19 protein-coding genes are annotated in these 16,904 nt (G+C 69.1%); 5 read left to right on the top strand and 14 right to left on the bottom strand.

The window, feature by feature from the left end:
• The first annotated feature begins 54 nt into the window (after window positions 1–54).
• Window positions 55–969, top strand: a complete 915-nt coding sequence (locus BR07_RS0115805) for an oxygenase MpaB family protein (RefSeq protein WP_027506277.1) — start codon at window positions 55–57, stop codon at window positions 967–969.
• A gap of 169 nt (window positions 970–1,138) precedes the next feature.
• Window positions 1,139–1,978 carry a DUF559 domain-containing protein gene (locus tag BR07_RS0115800; RefSeq protein WP_027506276.1) on the top strand — a complete coding sequence of 280 codons (840 nt, stop codon included), beginning with the start codon at window positions 1,139–1,141 and terminating at the stop codon, window positions 1,976–1,978.
• Between the two features lie 56 nt (window positions 1,979–2,034).
• Here BR07_RS0115800 and BR07_RS0115795 read toward each other — a convergent pair whose 3' ends face one another.
• Both BR07_RS0115795 and groL read right to left on the bottom strand, forming a co-directional pair.
• On the bottom strand, window positions 2,035–2,526 hold the full coding sequence (locus BR07_RS0115795) for an alpha/beta hydrolase (RefSeq protein ID WP_027506275.1): 492 nt from the start codon (window positions 2,524–2,526) through the stop codon (window positions 2,035–2,037).
• 99 nt (window positions 2,527–2,625) lie between these two features.
• Window positions 2,626–4,251, bottom strand: a complete 1,626-nt coding sequence (groL, locus tag BR07_RS0115790; RefSeq protein WP_027506274.1) for a chaperonin GroEL — start codon at window positions 4,249–4,251, stop codon at window positions 2,626–2,628.
• Between the two features lie 403 nt (window positions 4,252–4,654).
• Here groL and BR07_RS0115785 point away from each other — a divergent pair, with 403 nt between their 5' ends.
• On the top strand, window positions 4,655–6,106 hold the full coding sequence (locus BR07_RS0115785; protein WP_197027817.1) for an amino acid permease: 1,452 nt from the start codon (window positions 4,655–4,657) through the stop codon (window positions 6,104–6,106).
• Here the strand turns inward: BR07_RS0115785 and BR07_RS24910 are convergent.
• The 8 genes from BR07_RS24910 to BR07_RS24905 all read right to left on the bottom strand — a co-directional run bounded on the left by BR07_RS24910 (window position 6,103) and on the right by BR07_RS24905 (window position 13,884).
• Entirely contained in the window at window positions 6,103–7,044 is a 942-nt protein-coding gene (locus BR07_RS24910) for a serine/threonine-protein kinase (protein WP_051613455.1), read from the bottom strand. The genes BR07_RS0115785 and BR07_RS24910 overlap by 4 nt on opposite strands.
• Complete coding sequence (locus BR07_RS0115775) at window positions 7,044–7,838, bottom strand: HAD-IIA family hydrolase (protein ID WP_027506272.1); 795 nt, start codon at window positions 7,836–7,838, stop codon at window positions 7,044–7,046. Before BR07_RS0115775 ends, BR07_RS24910 begins: the two co-directional genes overlap by 1 nt.
• An 18-nt stretch (window positions 7,839–7,856) precedes the next feature.
• On the bottom strand, window positions 7,857–8,744 hold the full coding sequence (locus BR07_RS0115770; RefSeq protein ID WP_027506271.1) for a DMT family transporter: 888 nt from the start codon (window positions 8,742–8,744) through the stop codon (window positions 7,857–7,859).
• 5 nt (window positions 8,745–8,749) lie between these two features.
• Complete coding sequence (locus tag BR07_RS0115765) at window positions 8,750–9,325, bottom strand: DUF6764 family protein (RefSeq protein WP_037186116.1); 576 nt, start codon at window positions 9,323–9,325, stop codon at window positions 8,750–8,752.
• A gap of 75 nt (window positions 9,326–9,400) precedes the next feature.
• A complete protein-coding gene (locus BR07_RS0115760) occupies window positions 9,401–9,745 on the bottom strand; it encodes a UBP-type zinc finger domain-containing protein (protein ID WP_027506269.1) in 345 nt (114 codons plus the stop codon).
• Window positions 9,742–11,196: an ATP-binding protein gene (locus tag BR07_RS0115755; RefSeq protein ID WP_027506268.1), complete on the bottom strand. Its 1,455-nt coding sequence runs from the start codon at window positions 11,194–11,196 to the stop codon at window positions 9,742–9,744. The genes BR07_RS0115760 and BR07_RS0115755 overlap by 4 nt, the downstream gene beginning before the upstream one ends.
• Before the next feature lie 31 nt (window positions 11,197–11,227).
• Complete coding sequence (locus tag BR07_RS0115750) at window positions 11,228–12,919, bottom strand: FAD-dependent oxidoreductase (protein ID WP_027506267.1); 1,692 nt, start codon at window positions 12,917–12,919, stop codon at window positions 11,228–11,230.
• A 38-nt stretch (window positions 12,920–12,957) separates the two neighbouring features.
• On the bottom strand, window positions 12,958–13,884 hold the full coding sequence (locus tag BR07_RS24905) for a LysR family transcriptional regulator (protein ID WP_051613454.1): 927 nt from the start codon (window positions 13,882–13,884) through the stop codon (window positions 12,958–12,960).
• 105 nt (window positions 13,885–13,989) lie between these two features.
• Between BR07_RS24905 and BR07_RS0115740 the strand changes: the two genes are divergently transcribed.
• Window positions 13,990–14,400: a DUF5997 family protein gene (locus BR07_RS0115740; RefSeq protein WP_027506266.1), complete on the top strand. Its 411-nt coding sequence runs from the start codon at window positions 13,990–13,992 to the stop codon at window positions 14,398–14,400.
• A 25-nt stretch (window positions 14,401–14,425) separates the two neighbouring features.
• Here the strand turns inward: BR07_RS0115740 and BR07_RS0115735 are convergent, their stop codons facing one another.
• Window positions 14,426–14,755 (bottom strand): hypothetical protein, encoded by a 330-nt coding sequence (locus BR07_RS0115735; protein ID WP_155957051.1) that lies wholly within the window; start codon window positions 14,753–14,755, stop codon window positions 14,426–14,428.
• A 205-nt stretch (window positions 14,756–14,960) separates the two neighbouring features.
• Here BR07_RS0115735 and BR07_RS0115730 point away from each other — a divergent pair, with 205 nt between their 5' ends.
• The gene (locus BR07_RS0115730; protein WP_027506264.1) at window positions 14,961–15,341 is read left to right on the top strand and encodes a DUF1304 domain-containing protein; all 381 of its coding nucleotides are present in this window, start codon (window positions 14,961–14,963) and stop codon (window positions 15,339–15,341) included.
• Window positions 15,342–15,351: 10 nt separating this feature from the next.
• Here the strand turns inward: BR07_RS0115730 and BR07_RS0115725 are convergent, their stop codons facing one another.
• Genes BR07_RS0115725 through BR07_RS0115715 form a run of 3 tightly spaced genes read right to left on the bottom strand, consistent with a single transcriptional unit; the run spans window position 15,352 to window position 16,896 of the window.
• Window positions 15,352–15,903, bottom strand: coding sequence for a hypothetical protein (locus BR07_RS0115725; protein WP_027506263.1), 552 nt, complete (start codon window positions 15,901–15,903; stop codon window positions 15,352–15,354).
• Entirely contained in the window at window positions 15,900–16,724 is an 825-nt protein-coding gene (locus BR07_RS0115720) for an Asp23/Gls24 family envelope stress response protein (protein ID WP_027506262.1), read from the bottom strand. Before BR07_RS0115720 ends, BR07_RS0115725 begins: the two co-directional genes overlap by 4 nt.
• On the bottom strand, window positions 16,717–16,896 hold the full coding sequence (locus BR07_RS0115715; RefSeq protein WP_027506261.1) for a DUF2273 domain-containing protein: 180 nt from the start codon (window positions 16,894–16,896) through the stop codon (window positions 16,717–16,719). Before BR07_RS0115715 ends, BR07_RS0115720 begins: the two co-directional genes overlap by 8 nt.
• Between the last annotated feature and the right edge of the window lie 8 nt (window positions 16,897–16,904).

Below are 16,904 nucleotides of genomic sequence, written 5' to 3'. Positions count from 1 at the left end.
GTCGATGACACCTCACTGTTGACTGCCGTGCTCGCTCGACTCTACGGTGACAACATGCGTAGTCAAACGCTCGGCCCCGACTCCCTCACCTGGCGATGGTTCGGGGACTGGCGCGGGATCCTGCAGGGACCGTGGGCCGGCTCGATGCAGAACATGCACCCGGGTCTCGGCGCGGCCGTCAGCGAGCACTCGACGTTCGAGATCGAGCGCTGGGAGCGCGTCATGCGCTCGCTCTATCCCATCGGCGGCGTCGTGTTCGACGGTGACCGCGCACCCGAGACCGCGGAACGAATCAGGCGCTACCACAACGACATCAGCGGTCTCGATGCTCACGGGCGGCCCTACCACGCCCTCGATCCCGACATCTTCTACTGGGCGCACGCCACGTTCTTCGTGGGCACCATGCGCACCGCCGAGTACTTCATGGGCGGCATCACCGAGGCCGAGCGAGAGCAACTGTTCGACGAGCACCGACGGTGGTACGGCCTGTACGGCATGAGCATGCGCCCCGTGCCCGAGACGTGGTCCGACTTCCAGGCGTACTGGGACCGGATGTGCCGCACCGTTCTGGAGGACACCCCGGCCGCGCGCCTGGTCCTCGACATGTCGTCCGTGCCGGTGCCACCGTTCCTGCCACTACCCGAGTGGCTGTGGGCCCGGATGCGCCCGGTCGTCGACCGCACCTTCCGGCGCATCACCGTCGGGCTCTACGACACGGCGGTCCGAGACCTGCTGGGCTACACCTGGACCGATCGGGACGAGCGCTGGCTGCGGCGGCTGGGTTTCCTGGTGAACGTGGCGTTCCGGGCCGTGCCGGCGCGGCGGCGCAAGCATCCGCGTGCGCGCGCCGGACTGGACCGCGCCGCCGGCCGGATCCTCGCCACCGACCCGCTGGTGGAGACCCCGGACCGCAACCTCCCGCCCGCGGGTCGTCGGCAGAACCCGCGGCACTACGTTCCCGGGCGCTGAGGCTGAGTCGTCGGAATCGCCCTCGATTGTGCAGAACCGCGACATCGATCATCATCGTGTGGCTCCACACGCAAGCTGGTGGATCTCGTTGTGCACGAACGAGCGCTTCGTCCACAGGCGCGGACCACCGCCAGACCTCGACAGCACGCGAGCAACTCACACTCGGCCGATGGGAGTCCACACCAGACGACAGCTGATCGCCGGGGGCATCAGCGGCGCGACCGTCGATCGCAGAGCATCGCGCGGCGAACTGCACCGACTGCTGCCCGGCGTGTACTCCACCGAACCACCCACGTACGAGGACAGGTGCACGGCGGTCCGACTGTGGAAACCGCACGCCGTCGCGAGTCACGACACCGCAGCCTGGATCTGGGGGCTGCTGCCCACGGAACCCTCCATGGTCCACGTGACGGTGCCGCCGACGGGGTACGCGGGTGGCCCGAACTGGGTGCGTGTTCATCGCCGGGCTCTGACGAACGTCAGATGGTTGGGGGACATACCTGTCGTGTCCCTCGAACACGCGATCCTCGACGTCGCCGGCACGTTGACCCGGCCGCAGTTCGAGAAGGTGATCGACAGGGCGCTGTCACGGGCGGTGAGCTGGCGTTCCCTGGCTCAGCTGTGCGACGAGGCGAAGGGGATGACCGGCATGCGTCTGCTGCGTGACCAGTTGCGTCGAGCCTGCCCGCACACACTGTCCGAACCCGAGCGCATGGTGGCGCGAGCTCTCACCGCCCGCAACATGCACCTGGAGATCAATGGCAAGGTCGGCCCGTACTACGGAGATCTGGTGGACCGGCGCGGGCGCGTGGTGGTGGAGATCGATGGGCGTGAGTTCCACACGGCTGCAGACGTCTTTACCAGCGATCGTCGCCGACAGAACGCACTGGTGTTGGACGACTGGCTGGTTCTGCGGTACTCCGCTGCCACGGTGAAGGCGAGCGTGGCTGCAGTCGCGGACGAGATCGTTCAGACGGTACGCCGACGACGATCGCTCGCGCGAGGGTGAGCGCACACGATCACCGGTGATTCTGCGGATGCGTGGAATCGTCGACGATCGTGTGGCTACAGCCGCATCGACGCCACCACCTCCCCGACGGCCCCCTCGAACTGGTGCCCACCCCGCTGGTGCTCGACCACCCGAGCGCCCGGGAGCCGCGCGGAGGCCAGTGCCAGGTGCGCGAACGGCACCACGTCGTCGTCGCGGCAGTGGTGCAGCGTCAGGGAGACCTCCGGCGGGACGGTCGGCCACTCGTACTGGTGGACGTCCCAGCCCGCGGCACTCCAGTCGGGCATCGCGAGCAACGTGGCGGCGGGAACCGGGACCGAAGCGAGCACGTGCAGCAGGACGGTGGCGCCGAAGGAGTGGGCGATCACGACGTCGGGACTCGCCTCGAGGCCGCGGCGTATCGGTCTCGCCCACGCCTCGACGCTCATGTCGTCGCTCGGGATGCGGGGCATGTCGACCGTCGCGCCGAGCAGCGCGCCGAACTCCTCCGCCAGTGGCTCGTCGTCGTCCTCGCCGCCGGCGCCGTGGACGAACAGTAGTCGTGTCATACCGATACCGACTCGACGGGGCGCCGGAACTCACCGCGGAACGCCGAGAGCCGGCCACCCGTGAGGGTGACCGGCTCTCGTGCGATCAGGGAGCGGGACTCAGAAGTCCATGCCGCCCATGCCGCCGGTCGGATCGCCCGCGGGCGCTCCGGCCTTCTCCGGCTTGTCGGCGACGACGGCCTCGGTGGTGAGGAACAGAGCCGCGATCGACGCTGCGTTCTGCAGTGCCGAGCGGGTGACCTTGACCGGGTCGTTGATGCCGGCGGCGAGCAGGTCCTCGTACTCGTTGGTCGCGGCGTTGAGGCCGTGGCCGAGGGGGAGGTTGCGCACCTTCTCCGCGACGACGCCGGGCTCGAGGCCGGCGTTGAACGCGATCTGCTTCAGCGGTGCCTCGAGGGCGACGCGAACGATGTTCGCGCCGGTGGCCTCGTCGCCCGTGAGGTTGAGGTTCTCGAGTGCGGGAGCCGACTGCAGCAGCGCGACGCCACCACCGGCGACGATGCCCTCCTCGACTGCTGCCTTGGCGTTGCGCACGGCATCTTCGATGCGGTGCTTGCGCTCCTTGAGCTCGACCTCGGTGGCGGCACCAGCCTTGATGACTGCAACGCCACCGGCCAGCTTGGCCAGGCGCTCCTGCAGCTTCTCACGGTCGTAGTCCGAGTCGGAGTTCTCGATCTCGGAGCGGATCTGCGAGACACGACCCGCGATGGCGTCGGCGTCGCCGGAGCCCTCGATGATGGTGGTCTCGTCCTTGGTCACGACGACCTTGCGAGCCTGGCCGAGCAGCTCGAGTCCGGCACCCTCGAGGGAGAGGCCGACCTCTTCGCTGATGACCTCGCCACCGGTGAGGATGGCGATGTCGGCGAGCTGCGCCTTGCGACGGTCACCGAAGCCCGGTGCCTTGACGGCGACGGACTTGAAGGTGCCGCGGATCTTGTTCACGACGAGGGTGGAGAGCGCTTCGCCCTCGACGTCCTCGGCGATGATCAGGAGCGGCTTGCCGGACTGGATGACCTTCTCCAGCAGGGGCAGCAGGTCCTTGACGGTGGAGACCTTCGAGCTGACGAGCAGGATGTACGCGTCCTCAAGGACGGCTTCCTGACGCTCGGCGTCGGTGACGAAGTATCCCGAGATGTAGCCCTTGTCGAAGCGCATGCCCTCGGTGAGCTCGAGCTGCAGGCCGAAGGTGTTGGACTCCTCGACCGTGATGACGCCTTCCTTGCCGACCTTGTCCATGGCCTCGGCGATGAGCTCGCCGATGGACGCGTCGCCTGCGGAGATACCAGCGGTCGCAGCGATCTGCTCCTTGGTGTCGATCTCCTTGGCGGACTTCAGCAGGGACTCGGTGACAGCGGCGACGGCTGCCTCGATGCCGCGCTTGAGGCCGAGCGGGTTCGCGCCGGCTGCGACGTTGCGCAGGCCTTCGCGGACGAGTGCCTGAGCGAGAACGGTCGCGGTGGTGGTGCCGTCACCTGCGACGTCGTCGGTCTTCTTGGCGACCTCTTTGACCAGCTCTGCGCCGATCTTCTCGTACGGGTCCTCCAGCTCGATCTCCTTGGCGATGGACACACCATCGTTGGTGATCGTGGGGGCGCCCCACTTCTTCTCGAGTACGACGTTGCGACCCTTGGGGCCCAACGTCACCTTGACTGCGTCGGCGAGGCTGTTCAAGCCCCGTTCGAGGCCACGGCGTGCCTCTTCGTCGAACGCGATGATCTTGGCCATTGCGAAGTGATCCTCCGGATTGGGGGTGACACACGAAGCGACCACGGGTGGGTCGCTCCCTTTCCACATCCGGCCGAGTCGGTGCCCGCGACGGACGACCAGGGGTGTCGATGATTCCCGATCTCACCTCTTCGACCTGGCACTCACAGTACGCGAGTGCCAACCAGATTTCTAGCAGTCGAGGTGGTCGAGTGCAAGGTCGTCGTCGAGTGGTCGCGATTCACACGGTGTTCACGTGCCGGAACGACGACCGACTCACGCGTGAGAAGAATGTGTGACGCGACCAGTTGTCGCGCGCCACAACAGAATCCACGCGAATCGGACATATACACCCGCCCACCCCTGCGGACGAAAGGACCACATCGTGTCCGATGCAGTCGACACCGGTTACGACAACTCGGCGATGGCACACGAGGAGGAGGGCTACGACAAGGGCCTGAAGCCTCGGCAACTGCAGATGATCGCCATCGGCGGCGCGATCGGCACCGGCCTGTTCCTCGGCGCGGGCGGCCGCCTCGAGTCCGCGGGCCCGGGCCTGTTCATCATCTACGCCGTCTGCGGCGTCTTCGTCTTCTTCATCCTCCGAGCGCTCGGCGAGCTGGTGCTTCACCGCCCGTCCTCCGGATCGTTCGTCTCCTACGCCCGCGAGTTCTACGGCGAGAAGGCCGCCTACGCGGCCGGGTGGATGTACTTCCTCAACTGGGCGATGACGGCGATCGTCGACGTCACGGCCGTCGCGACGTACATGCACTACTGGGGCGCCTTCAAGGGCATCCCGCAATGGACCATCGCCCTGATCGCACTGGCCATCGTGCTCGCCGTGAACCTGGTGTCGGTGAAGTGGTTCGGCGAGATGGAGTTCTGGGCGGCCATGATCAAGGTCGCGGCGCTGGTGACGTTCCTGGTCGTCGGCACCGTCTTCCTCGCCGGTCGTTTCGACGTCGACGGCCAGTCGACCGGCTTCGGCGTCATCTCGGGCAACGGCGGACTCTTCCCCACAGGGGCGTGGCCGCTGGTCATCGTCACGTCGGGTGTCGTCTTCGCCTACGCGGCCGTCGAACTGGTCGGGACCGCGGCCGGAGAGACCGAGAACCCGGCGAAGGTCATGCCGCGGGCCATCAACTCCGTCATCTTCCGCATCGCGGTGTTCTACGTGGGATCGCTGATCCTGCTGGCGCTGCTGTTGCCGTACACGACCTACCGGGCCGGGGAGAGCCCCTTCGTCACGTTCTTCTCCCGCATCGGCGTCGACGGCGCCGGGACGATCATGAACATCGTCGTGGTCACCGCGGCGCTGTCCAGCCTCAACGCCGGGCTGTACTCGACGGGCCGCATCCTGCGGTCGATGGCGATGAACGGCAGCGCGCCGTCGTTCACGGCGCGGATGAGCCGGAACGGTGTCCCCTACGGCGGCATCCTGCTCACCGGCGCCCTGACACTGCTCGGCGTGGCGCTCAACGCGTTCAAGCCCGGCGAGGCGTTCGAGATCGTGCTCAACATGTCGGCCCTTGGCATCATCGCCTCGTGGGCGACCATCGTGCTCTGCCAGCTGCAGCTCTACCGGTGGAGCCGCAAGGGCATCCTCGAACGGCCGTCGTTCCGGCTCTTCGGGGCGCCGTACACGAGCTACGCGACGCTCGCGTTCCTCGCTGCGGTGCTGGTGCTCATGGCGCTCGACGCGCCGATCGGGACGTGGACCGTCGCCACACTCGTCGTCATCGTGCCGATGCTCATCGGCGGCTGGTTCCTCGTCCGGGCCCGCGTCCTCAGCGTCGCCGAGGAGCGGATGGGCTACACGGGCAAGTACCCCGTCGTCGCGAACCGGCCGACGGATCCCGAGACGCCGAGCGACTAGCGACGTCGGTACCAGGGCCGGCCGGGCTCAGGTGGCGGGGAGGCCGGAGGCCGGCCGGGCTCAGGTGGCGGGGAGGCCGGAGGCCGGCCGGGATCAGGTGGCGTGTGGTCCCTCAGGGCCCGCGCCACCGCCACGCTCAGGTCGTGGCACGACGCGAACCGGTCCGGCGGCTCCTTGGCCAGCGCGCGCTGCACGACGGCGTCGAGGCGGGTCGGCAGGTCGGCCCGACGCGAGCTGACGGACGGCGGGGTCCGCCTCAGCTGGGCGTCCATGACGGCGAACGGAGTGGCCAGCGGGAACGGCGGCCGTCCCGTGAGCAGTTCGACGAGGGTGGCACCGAGCGCGTAGATGTCGGTGCGGGCGGTGAGCGTGCCGCCCCGCAGCAGTTCGGGTGCCGCGTAGCCGATCGATGTCAGCACCGTCCCGTCGTCCGACACCAGCGGTGTCGGCGAGGTCGTCAGCCGCGCGATTCCCCAGTCGGACAGCAGAATCTGCTCCCGGGTGTCCGCATCGGCGACACTCGCGAGCAGGATGTTGGCCGGCTTGACGTCCCGGTGGACGATCCCGAGCCCGTGCGCGTGATCGAGGGCTCTCGCCACGCCGTCGACGATGCGGGCGGCTCGGTGGACGTCGAGTGGGATCTGTCCGCGCGCGACGAGGCGGGCGGCGCTGTACCCGTCGACGTGCGACATCGACATCCACGGCCGCCCGCGGAACTCGCCGTGATCGTGCGCCGCGACGATGTTCGGGTGCTGCAGCAGGGCCCCGATCCGCACCTCGGCCGCGAACGCGTCCCGCGGGGCGTCCGCACGCAGGATCTTCAGGGTCTCCGGCGGTGCCGATCCACGTCGGGCGAGATACACCTCGGCGGTGCCGCCGTGACCGAGCAGTCTCTCGACGCGGAACCCCGCGAACTCGGATCCCGGCCGCAGGACCACTACCGACCGATCTCCAGCACCGCCGGCAGGTCCGCGACGGAGTCGACGACGAACGCCGGTTGCATCGCGTACTGGTCGCGTGCGTGCCGGTCGAGGCGTTCCTGACGGAACTTGCCCGTGCGGACCAACATGCCGCGCATGCCGACGACCTGGGCGGCGAGCACGTCGTTGTCGAGATCGTCCCCGACCATCACCACCAGGTCCGGATCGACGCCCATGCGTTCCGCCGACGTCTGGAAACCGAGCGGCGCCGGCTTGCCGACGGCCGTCGCCGTGCGGCCGGACGCCGATTCCATGCCCGTCAGATACATGCCCGTGTCGATGCGCAGCCCCTCGGCCGTGGTCCACATGAGGCTGCGGTGCATCGCGACGACGGGCACGCCCTGACACATCCAGTCGTAGACCCGGCTGAGCGCCTCGTGGGTGAACTGCTCGCCGGCGCCGCCGAGCACCACCACGTCCGGATCGCTGTCGACCCACTCCACGCCGGGCAGATCGTCGGCGATCCGGCCGCTGTTGAGGAGGACGCACCGTGCACCGGGGTACCGCGTCCGCAGGTGGTCGGCGGTGAGAGTGGCCGCGGTGACGATCTCGTCGGCGTGCACCTCGATGCCCGCATCGGTGAGCGCGTCGGAGATCTGCTCCCGCGTCTTCGACGTCGTGTTGGTCAGGAACGCGCACGCCACGTCGTTGCTGCGCAGCGTGCTCACCGTCTCCGCGGCCCCGGGCACGGGACGCCAACTGGTCATGAGCACACCGTCGATGTCGAACAGCACCCCACCGATCGGACTCATGCGACGAGCCTAGTGCCGCTACGGGTTCGGGGCAGGATGGGCGGGTTCGACGTTCTCGGCCGCGCCCGCGGACCGGGCCAGTGCCACCGCCGAGACCACCACGAGAATGAGGGCGACGACCAGCACCACCGTGACCTCACGATCGGCGTCGAGGTACTCGCCCAGCACGACGAATCCCAGCAGCGACGCGACCATCGGTTCCATCACGGTCGTCGCGGGCAGCGAGGCCTGCAACGCACCCACCTGGAAGGCCGACTGCTGCAGCGAGATCGCGACCACGGCCACGGCGACGAGCGCGTACGGCTCGACCGAGGTCAGCAGCGGCTGCGGTCCGCGTCCGGCGAGGTGGACGACGCTCTTCGTCAGCACGGCCGCGACGCCGAACAGCGCACCGCCGGCCAGTCCCAGCAGCAGGGCGCGCCGGGACCGGGAGCCGCTGCGCGCGCCGAGAACACAGGCGAGAACGAACGGGATTCCGACGCAGAGAACGACGACCCAGTGCCGCGTCTCGGCGCGTTCCACGCCGGGCCGCGGATCGCCCACGACGACGAGGACCGCGATGGCTGCCGTCAGCGCGGCAGCCCACAGCCAGTCCTTCGCCGACACGGTGCGGCCGGAGAACCGAGCACCCAGCGGCAGCGCGAACAGCAGGGACAACACGAGGAGCGGCTGCACCAGGAGAAGGGATCCGAGCCCCAACGCCGCCGCCTGCAGGCCGTAGCCGCCGATACCGACGACCGTGCCGATCCACCACAGCGGCTCGCGGATCAGCGTGGTGATGGGCCCCAGCCGACCGACGTACTCGTCGGGAATCGACGCCGCCGACCGCTGGCGGACGACGGTACCGACAGCGATGCACACCGCCGCCCCGACGGCGCAGAGCACCGCCAGGACGGTGGCGTTCACGACGGTTACAGACCGGCGATGCAGGACCGCCCGGTGGAGAGGTCGAGAGCGAAGGAGTTGAGACCGGCGCAGTTCACGCCCGTGACCGTGCTGGCCGTCGCGCCGCCGCCGTACCCGGCGATGGCGACGGAGGTGGCTCCGTTCGTGGCGAAGGACTGCGAGATGCCACCACCGAGGGAGTACGAGTACGAGGTACCCGCTCCCAGAACGGCACTCAGCGCGGTGCCGAAGCCGGTGGCGTTCGACGTCGAGCGCCCGCCGTCGGCGACGCTGACCGCGGTACCGCTCTCGGACGCCGACGACGTGGCGACGCCGGCGCCGGTGGCCTTGGCTCCGCAGCTGGCCGTGTCGCTCACCTGGATGTCGTTGGCCGCGGGCGGGGACACGCAGGTGACCGGAGCCGCGGACGCCACCCCGGTACCGAGGATCGCCCCTGCGGCGATGGTGGCGCCGACCGCGACTGCTGCACCGAATCGCGTTGCACGAGAGGAACTTCGATCCGAGCGCGTGGCGTTGGAGAAGAAGGACGAGGTGGGGATGAACGACACGGACGGCTCCTGAGGCTGTGCGAGAGAATGCATCGTGCAATGCACCGCAGACCTTACCGCCCGCTCGTCCCTACCGGCGGGTAACTCCATAACGATTCGATGTTGGGTTCAGCGGACGTGACGCTGCCAGTCCCAGGGGACCCGAGACGACGGTCCGGGCACCGTCTGGTCCATCGGATGATGCTGTGGCGCACTGAGTTCGGGACCGTCGAAGCCCTCCTCGGTGACGTAGTTCCAGAACCACGTCTCCCCGGGTTCGAACGACTGCACGACGGGATGACCGCTGGTCGCGGCATGGGCACTCGCGTGCTGCGACGGTGAGGAGTCACAGCATCCGACGTGGCCGCACTGAGCGCACCGGCGCAGGTGCACCCACCACCCGTCGGTGGCGTCGCACTCCACGCAGCCCGTGCCGCTGGGCGGTACCGCGGTGTCGATTCCGTTCGTGCTCATCCGACTTCCTCCTCTGCGGTCGGCATCGGCGCCCCGGCCGGGCCGTCGATCGGTATCCGTACCTGGAACCGGGTGTCTCCCGGCTCCGACAGCAACCGTAGGTCGCCGCCGTGCTTCTTCACCACGATCCGCCACGAGATGTCGAGGCCCAGACCGGTGCCCTCGCCCACGGGCTTGGTGGTGAAGAACGGTTCGAAGATGCGGGACCGGATCGCCTCGGGAACGCCCGGGCCGGTGTCCCCGATCTCGATGAGGGCCGTGTCGTTCTCCCGCGAGGTCCGCAGAGTGAGCGTTCCTCGGCCGTCCATGGCCTGTACGGCGTTGTCGATGAGGTTGGTCCACACCTGGTTGAGCTCCGCGGCGTACGCCGCGACGGGAGGCAGCGCCGGGTCGAAGTCCTTGACCACCGTGATGTCGTCGCCGATCTTGCGGCCGAGCATCACCAGGGTGCTCTTGAGGAGGACCCGCAGATCCACCTTCTGGAACGGCGCACGGTCCATCTGCGAGTACTGCTTCGCGGCGTTGACCAGCGTCGACACCCGTGTGGTGGAGTCGGAGATCTCGTTCATGAGCAGTTCGGTCTCGATGGTGTAGTTCAGCCAGCGGATCGTGCTCTCGAGAAGCTCCGCCCCCGTGTCCGCGGCGACGCGCTCGAGCCAGTCGGCCTCGATGCCGGCCTGCACGAAGGTCGGGGCGAGGTCCCACCCGTCGGAGATGCCGTGGTCCTCGAACCACTCCCCCAGCGCGTCCTCCCGGTCGGAGGCCTCCATGGGAGTGAGCTCCGGCGCCTTGCCCACCAGTTCGGCAGCCTCGTCCTGCAGGCGGATCAGACCCGTCAGGGAGTCGGTGTCGTAGACGCCCGACGCGATGACGCCGAGTTTGCGGCGCATGTGCGACACCCGGTCCCGCAGCGCCGCCGTCGCACGGACCGCCGCGGCGGCCGGGTTGTTCAGCTCATGTGTCAAACCGGCCGACAGCGACCCCAGCGCCAGCAACCGCTCCCGCTGGTCGATGACCTGCTTGCTGCTCTGCTGACCGAAGAACAGTCCCTCGAGCATGTGGACCGCCATGGGGAACCACTCTCGAACCAGGTCTCCGAACCGCTCGGCGTCGAGCACGAAGAACCGGGACGGACGCGTCACGTCCATGCCCGACATGTACTTCTGCGGGGCGCGGTCCCCGAGGTACGCCTGCCACGCACCCGCGTAGACGCCCCGCGACGACGTGCGGTTCACCTCGATCTTCTCGCCGCCGGACATCTTGGTCAGCACCAGTTCCCCGTCGAGGAGCACGTAGAAGCACGTGGCGTCGTCGCCCTCCGCGAACACGGGACCGGCCTCGATCATCTCCACGTGCCCGTTGGCACACAGTTGCTCGAGCTGCTCGTCGTCGAGCGACTCGAAGAGGAACAGCGTCTTCAGTTCCTCGGTGCTGCAGTCGAGTTCGGTCATGATGATCCAGCTTCCGGGACGCGTGCGGTGGTCAGGGTTGGGCGAGATAGCGGTGGACGAGCATGACGGCCATCGCACCCTCACCGACGGCCGACGCGACGCGCTTGGCGGAGTCCGCGCGCACGTCGCCCGCCGCGAAGATGCCGGGCACGCTGGTCTCGAGATGGTGCGGTGCGCGGTCGACCGACCAGCCCGGCGGGCGGGCCCCGTCGACCGTGAGGTCCTGACCCGAGACGACGAAGCCGTGGCGGTCGCGCACCACCACGCCGTCCAGCCACTCGGTCCGCGGCGCCGCCCCGATGAAGAGGAACAGGTAGCCCGTGTCGACGGTCTCCTCGTCGCCGGAGACCTTGTCGCGCAGGGTGATCTGTTCGAGGTGGCCGTCGCCGTGCGCGGCGGTCACCTCGGTGCAGGGGCGGACGGAGATGACGGGGTTCTTCTCGATCTGCTGCACGAGGTAGTACGACATGGAGGCTTCCAGCGACTCGGCGCGCACCACGATGGTCACCGACCGCGCCCACTTGGACAGGTACATCGCTGCCTGACCGGCGGAGTTCGCGCCGCCCACGATGTACACGTCCTGATCGGTACAGCCGACCGCCTCGGTGACCGCGGAGCCGTAGAAGACGCCGCGACCGGCGAACTCGTCGACCCCCGGCGCCGGATGCCGGCGGTAGGAGACACCCGTGGCGAGGATGATCGAGTGCGCGGCGATCGCACTGCCGTCGGTCAGACGCACCACGCGCGCCGGCCCGTCGACCTCGACACCCGCGACCTCGCGGGTGGTGACGAGTTCGGCGCCGAACTTCTCGGCCTGCCGACGTGCACGCTCGGCCAGCTGTGCGCCGGACACCCCGTCCGGGAAACCGAGGTAGTTCTCGATGCGCGAGCTCTGGCCCGCCTGCCCACCCGTCGCGGTGCGCTCGACGAGGACCGTCCGGAGACCCTCGGACGCGCCGTAGACGGCCGCGCCCAGGCCGGCGGGCCCGCCGCCCACGACGACGAGGTCGTAGAAGTCCTCCGTCGGCGTGGTGCCCAGACCGAAGTACTCGGCCAACTCGGTGTCGGTGGGGTCGAGCAGACACGACCCGTCCGCGCACACCACCACCGGCAGCGTGCGATCGTCGTGACCCGCCGCCGCCAACAGACGCGCTCCCTCGGGCTCGTCCGCGAGGAACCACCGGTACGGCAGCCTGTTGCGGGCGAGGAACTCGCGCATCTCCGACGATCGAGACGCCCACCGACCCGCGATGATCTTGGTCTCCAGGATGGGCCGGATGTCGGCGGCGTGCCACGCGTCGAGCAGCGTGTCCACCACCGGGTACAGCTTCTCCTCCGGCGGATCCCACGGCTTGAGCAGGTAGTAGTCGAGGTCGACGACATTGATCGCCTCGATGGCGGCGTCGGTGTCCGCGTACGCCGTGAGGAGCACGCGGCGCGCGAACGGGAAGATGTCCATGGCCTGCTCGAGGAACTCGAGACCGCTCATCGACGGCATGCGGTAGTCCGCGAGCAATACCGCGACCTGGTCACCGCGCAACGCGATCTCTCGCAACGCCTCCAGGGCGGACTCGCCGGACTCCGCCCGGATGATGCGGTACTTCTCGCCGTACTTGCGCCGCAGATCGCGGGCGACGGCGCGGGACACCCCGGGATCGTCGTCCACGGTGAGGATGGCCGGCTTGCTCGCGCCGGCCGAACTTCGGGGAGCTGGGTCGCTCACGAACCCGCCTTTCCACTCGTCACGACGGCGACAGTATGTCAGCGTCGTCGGCGGGGCACCTGACTTCGCTTGGCGGCCGGCCCCGGAGCAGCTGCCTTCTTCTTCTTCCTCGGCGGTGTCCCGCGTTCGGACTCGGTACGCGAGCTGTGCGCGGCCCGTCCGCGCACCACCCCCAGGAACTCCTGCGGCAGGTCGAGTGTTCCCTCCTCGGGTGCGGCGACCGATGTGGGCCAGGCCAGGAAGATCCGGGTGGGGTCCGCGTCGGTGACGGGCCGGTAGAGCAGGTCCTTGCGACTGTGCAGTCGGGCCAACGAGTGCGGCACGAGCACCGGGCCGACACCGGCGGCCACCATCTCGAGCGTCGTCGGCAGCGACGCCTCGGATCGGTCGGAGCCGTCCTGCAGCGACTCGCCCTCGAGATCACCGAGCGTGACGGCGTCGTAGGCCGCGGCCGGATGGTCCTTGGGCACCACCACGACGGCGACCTCGGAGTACAGCGGGACGCAGTGCAGCCCCTCCCGTTCGGCGGGCTCCCGCACGAAGCACATGTCGACCACACCCGTCCGCAGCGCGTCGAGCTGGTCCGACTCCTCGACGACGACCGTCTGCAGGTCGGTGCCGGGGTGGCGATCCGCCCAGATCCGGGTCCATTTCGTGACCGTCACTCCCGGAACGAAACCGACCCGCAGCGTCGGCCGCGCCGGCGCTGCCGCAGCCTCCTCGGCGCGGCGGCGATCGTCCTCCGCCACGATGTCGCGGGCCCGGTCGAGCAGAGCCCGTCCGGCCTCGGTGAGTTCGGTGGGCCCGTCGCCCGGAACGAACAGGGGTTCGCCGACCTCGTCCTGGAGTTCCTTGACCGCGGCACTCAGTCGGAGCCGGGAGATGTTCAGCGCCTTCGCCGCGCGCCCGAACGCGAGCGTCTCGGCGACCTCGATGTACCAGCGCAGGACGGTCGCATCGTTCACCGGGCCAGCGTAGTCCCCGCTGCGCTCGGCCGACTTCCCGCTGCGCTCGGCCGACTTCCCGCTGCGCTCGGCCGTGGTCGGCCGTGCGGGCGCTACGCTGGCGCGGTGAGCCAGGACCTGAACGCCCAGACGATGAAGCCTCTGACGGCTGCTGCCAAGCTCGGGATCTTCCTGCCGGCGGCGCCGGAGGAGTTCCGCTCCCAGCCCATCACGCGAGGCGACCTCGAGGCTCTGCGCCACAATCCGCCGCAGTGGTTGAGCGATCTGTGGACGGCGGGGCCGTTCCCCCGCGACGTCGTGGCGCGCAAACTCGGCGTCACCAACACCGCACTGGCGCGCAACGACGTGTCCGACTCGATGACGCAGGCCGAGATCGACGCGCTGTCCGCCGAGGAACCGGACTGGCTGAAGGCCGAACGCGAGAACTACGCGGAGGTGCAGCGCGAGGCCGTCCGCGTGAAGGAGAAGGAAGAGGCGCGCCGGGCGCAGACCAACAGGCCCCCGAAGAACCGCTGACGGACGCGCGGCCCGGCGAGCCGGGTCAGCCGACGAAGCGCTGGGCGACCACGTCGACCTGCGGAGCCTGATGCGCCGAGCGGCGCCGCCCGACCTCGTCGATGCCGCCCATGAGCGCGGCGACCAGACCTGCGGGGTCGGTGTTCCACTGGCGCTCGATGGCCTCGATCTCACCCGGCAGGAACAGGCCGGTGAACCGCAGATCGGACACCCACTGCCCGATGTCGCCGCACGAGATGGTGGTCAGGACGTCCTGGTCCACGCCGATCTCGAACTCGTCGCAGAAGACCGCGCGGATCATCTCGGTGTGGCCGGTGTTGACCGCGTGTGAGCGGTGCGCCAGAAGGTCGTGCATGTGGTTCTCCCCGACACGAGGGGCGTCGACACGACGCCGAATCTGTGTGTAACGAAGCGGGATCGTGGAGCGATACACCATCTCGTCCGTGGGCCGAAGCGTACGCGCCGGACGAGGGTCCCGGGGCTCCTGTGACAACTTCGTGAGAAAACACAACTGGTGCTGGCCCCGTGCCGTGTGGCAGGTGCGGCGCATACTGACCGGCATGACCGCCGTCGCTGCTGTTCTGGCCGCTCTCGCCGCCGCGCTCCACGTGTACATCTTCGTTCTGGAGTCCTTGGTCTTCCGCACCAAGGGCCGTCACGTCTTCGGCGTGCGGGAGGACTCCCACGTCGACGTCGTCGAGCGGTGGGCCTTCAACCAGGGCTTCTACAACCTGTTCCTCGCGGTGGGTGCCGCGGTCGGCGCGGTGAACCTGGCGGCGGGGAATCACACCGTCGGCGCCGTCCTGGTCTTCGTGTCCGCGGGATCGATGGTCGGCGCCGGCAGTGTTCTGCTCGGCACCGACCGTCGGATGATGAAGGGCGCGCTCGTGCAGATCGTCCCGGCAGGACTGGCCGTCGTGGCCACCGCACTCGCGCTCTGAGCCGCGAGGGTCAGGCCGAGAGCAGTACCCGAACGCCGACGGCACCGTCGCCGACGACCGACGCGACCGCGCTGCGCACGTCCGTCAACTTCTCCGCCACGGTGCGCAGCGATGCGGACTCCTCGGCCCGCACCACCACGGTGATCACCGGGACACGGCGACCGTCGGACCGCTCGTGACGCAGACGCGCACGCGCGGACTTCACCCCGTCGACCTCGCGGGCGGTGTCGGCCGCCCTGTGAGCGACCGATCGCAGATCGACGGTCACGCGGCCGTCGGGATCGCCGGTGACCGGCAGCGACAGGGTGCGCCCCGCTGAGGACGGCAGCCTTCGCACCAGTGAGAACACCACGAGCAGCGCGATCAGCACTCCGGCGCCGAGGAGAGCCCACGGCCACCACTGCTGGTCCTGCGCGTCGGTCACCACCGACGCGTCGACCTCGGTGAGTTCGAACGGGAGTCGATCGCGCTGCCACAGTGCGGCGCCACCGCCGACGGCCACGAGCGCGAGTCCGATGATCAGGACACCGAGGCGGTCGAAGAACACCGTGGTCCGCTTCATTTCTCGCCTCCTGCGACAGTCGGGGTGGCCGTGGTCTCGGGTGCGGCCGCCACCGTGGGTTTCGGCTCGGTCACCTTCGCCAGGTCGGCCTTGTGCACCCACACGTCGTCCGCGATCCCGCTGGACCGGTACCGACGGGCGCGCCACTTGAGCGAGGCCAGGACGACCAGAACTCCGACGACCGCCAAGGCGATGCCCGCGGGGAACATCCAGGACAGGGGTGTGAGTCCGTCGATCCAGTCGAGTGCGCTCGCCGTCCACTCTCGACCGCTGATGACGGAGAATCCGACCAGCGCGTCGCGGATCAGCACACCCGCCCCGGCGAGGAGCAGCAGCGACACCACGATCGCGATCGGGGTCGCGGCCGGAGCCGCGAGCGGCCGGGTGGTCGGCGCCGGAGTCGCGCCCGACGCCGGCGCGGCGGACGAGGACACGGAACCGAAGTCGCCGACGTGTACGTCGACGGAATCCGTGCGCAGGCCCGAGTCGGTCATGCCGCGCGCGATGTCGCGGCGGAGATCGTCGGCGACGGACGCCGCCGAGCGCGGCCACGCCACGGTCACGTCGACGGCGGCGCGTACGCGGTCGTCCTGCTTCGTCACCTTCACACGGGACGGTTTGCGGCCGAAGCTCCCGCCGGAGGTGACGACACCGTCGGTGCGACCGAGGGAGGCGTCGGCGATGGACTCGACCGCGCGATCGAGGACTGTGAGCGACCCACGCTGCGCGGGGTCGATCGTCCCGGGGTCATGCCTGTCGGACAGGTCTTTCGAGACGGTGTCCGCTCCGTCCGCCGTGTCGCTCGGGGCGGTGTCAGCCACGGCCGCGACCTCGCAGGAGTGCCTCGGGGTCGAAGTTTCCGTCGCGGTACGCGCCGACGGCGAACCCGATCGCACCCAGGACGAGAGCGACGAGGAATCCGGTGAATCCGCCGGCTGCGGCAGCGACTGCCAGAAGGAGGCCGGCGAGAAGGCCGATGGTCGAGGAGGTCATGGTGCTCC

The organism is Rhodococcus sp. UNC23MFCrub1.1 (assembly GCF_000686025.1).
Lineage (GTDB): Bacteria > Actinomycetota > Actinomycetes > Mycobacteriales > Mycobacteriaceae > Rhodococcoides.
Note: the sequence above shows the minus strand (reverse complement) of the source record. Positions and strands in the feature narration are given on the sequence as shown.

Excerpts from the sequence above, each read along its gene's own strand:
- BR07_RS0115805 (WP_027506277.1), top strand. The coding sequence starts at position 55 with ATGCGTAGTCAAACGCTCGGCCCCGACTCCCTCACCTGGCGATGGTTC.
- BR07_RS0115800 (WP_027506276.1), top strand. The coding sequence starts at position 1,139 with ATGGGAGTCCACACCAGACGACAGCTGATCGCCGGGGGCATCAGCGGC.
- BR07_RS0115795 (WP_027506275.1), bottom strand. The coding sequence starts at position 2,526 with ATGACACGACTACTGTTCGTCCACGGCGCCGGCGGCGAGGACGACGAC.
- groL (WP_027506274.1), bottom strand. The coding sequence starts at position 4,251 with ATGGCCAAGATCATCGCGTTCGACGAAGAGGCACGCCGTGGCCTCGAA.
- BR07_RS0115785 (WP_197027817.1), top strand. The coding sequence starts at position 4,655 with ATGGCACACGAGGAGGAGGGCTACGACAAGGGCCTGAAGCCTCGGCAA.
- BR07_RS0115775 (WP_027506272.1), bottom strand. The coding sequence starts at position 7,838 with ATGAGTCCGATCGGTGGGGTGCTGTTCGACATCGACGGTGTGCTCATG.
- BR07_RS0115765 (WP_037186116.1), bottom strand. The coding sequence starts at position 9,325 with ATGCATTCTCTCGCACAGCCTCAGGAGCCGTCCGTGTCGTTCATCCCC.
- BR07_RS0115760 (WP_027506269.1), bottom strand. The coding sequence starts at position 9,745 with ATGAGCACGAACGGAATCGACACCGCGGTACCGCCCAGCGGCACGGGC.
- BR07_RS0115755 (WP_027506268.1), bottom strand. The coding sequence starts at position 11,196 with ATGACCGAACTCGACTGCAGCACCGAGGAACTGAAGACGCTGTTCCTC.
- BR07_RS0115735 (WP_155957051.1), bottom strand. The coding sequence starts at position 14,755 with ATGCACGACCTTCTGGCGCACCGCTCACACGCGGTCAACACCGGCCAC.
- BR07_RS0115730 (WP_027506264.1), top strand. The coding sequence starts at position 14,961 with ATGACCGCCGTCGCTGCTGTTCTGGCCGCTCTCGCCGCCGCGCTCCAC.
- BR07_RS0115725 (WP_027506263.1), bottom strand. The coding sequence starts at position 15,903 with ATGAAGCGGACCACGGTGTTCTTCGACCGCCTCGGTGTCCTGATCATC.
- BR07_RS0115715 (WP_027506261.1), bottom strand. The coding sequence starts at position 16,896 with ATGACCTCCTCGACCATCGGCCTTCTCGCCGGCCTCCTTCTGGCAGTC.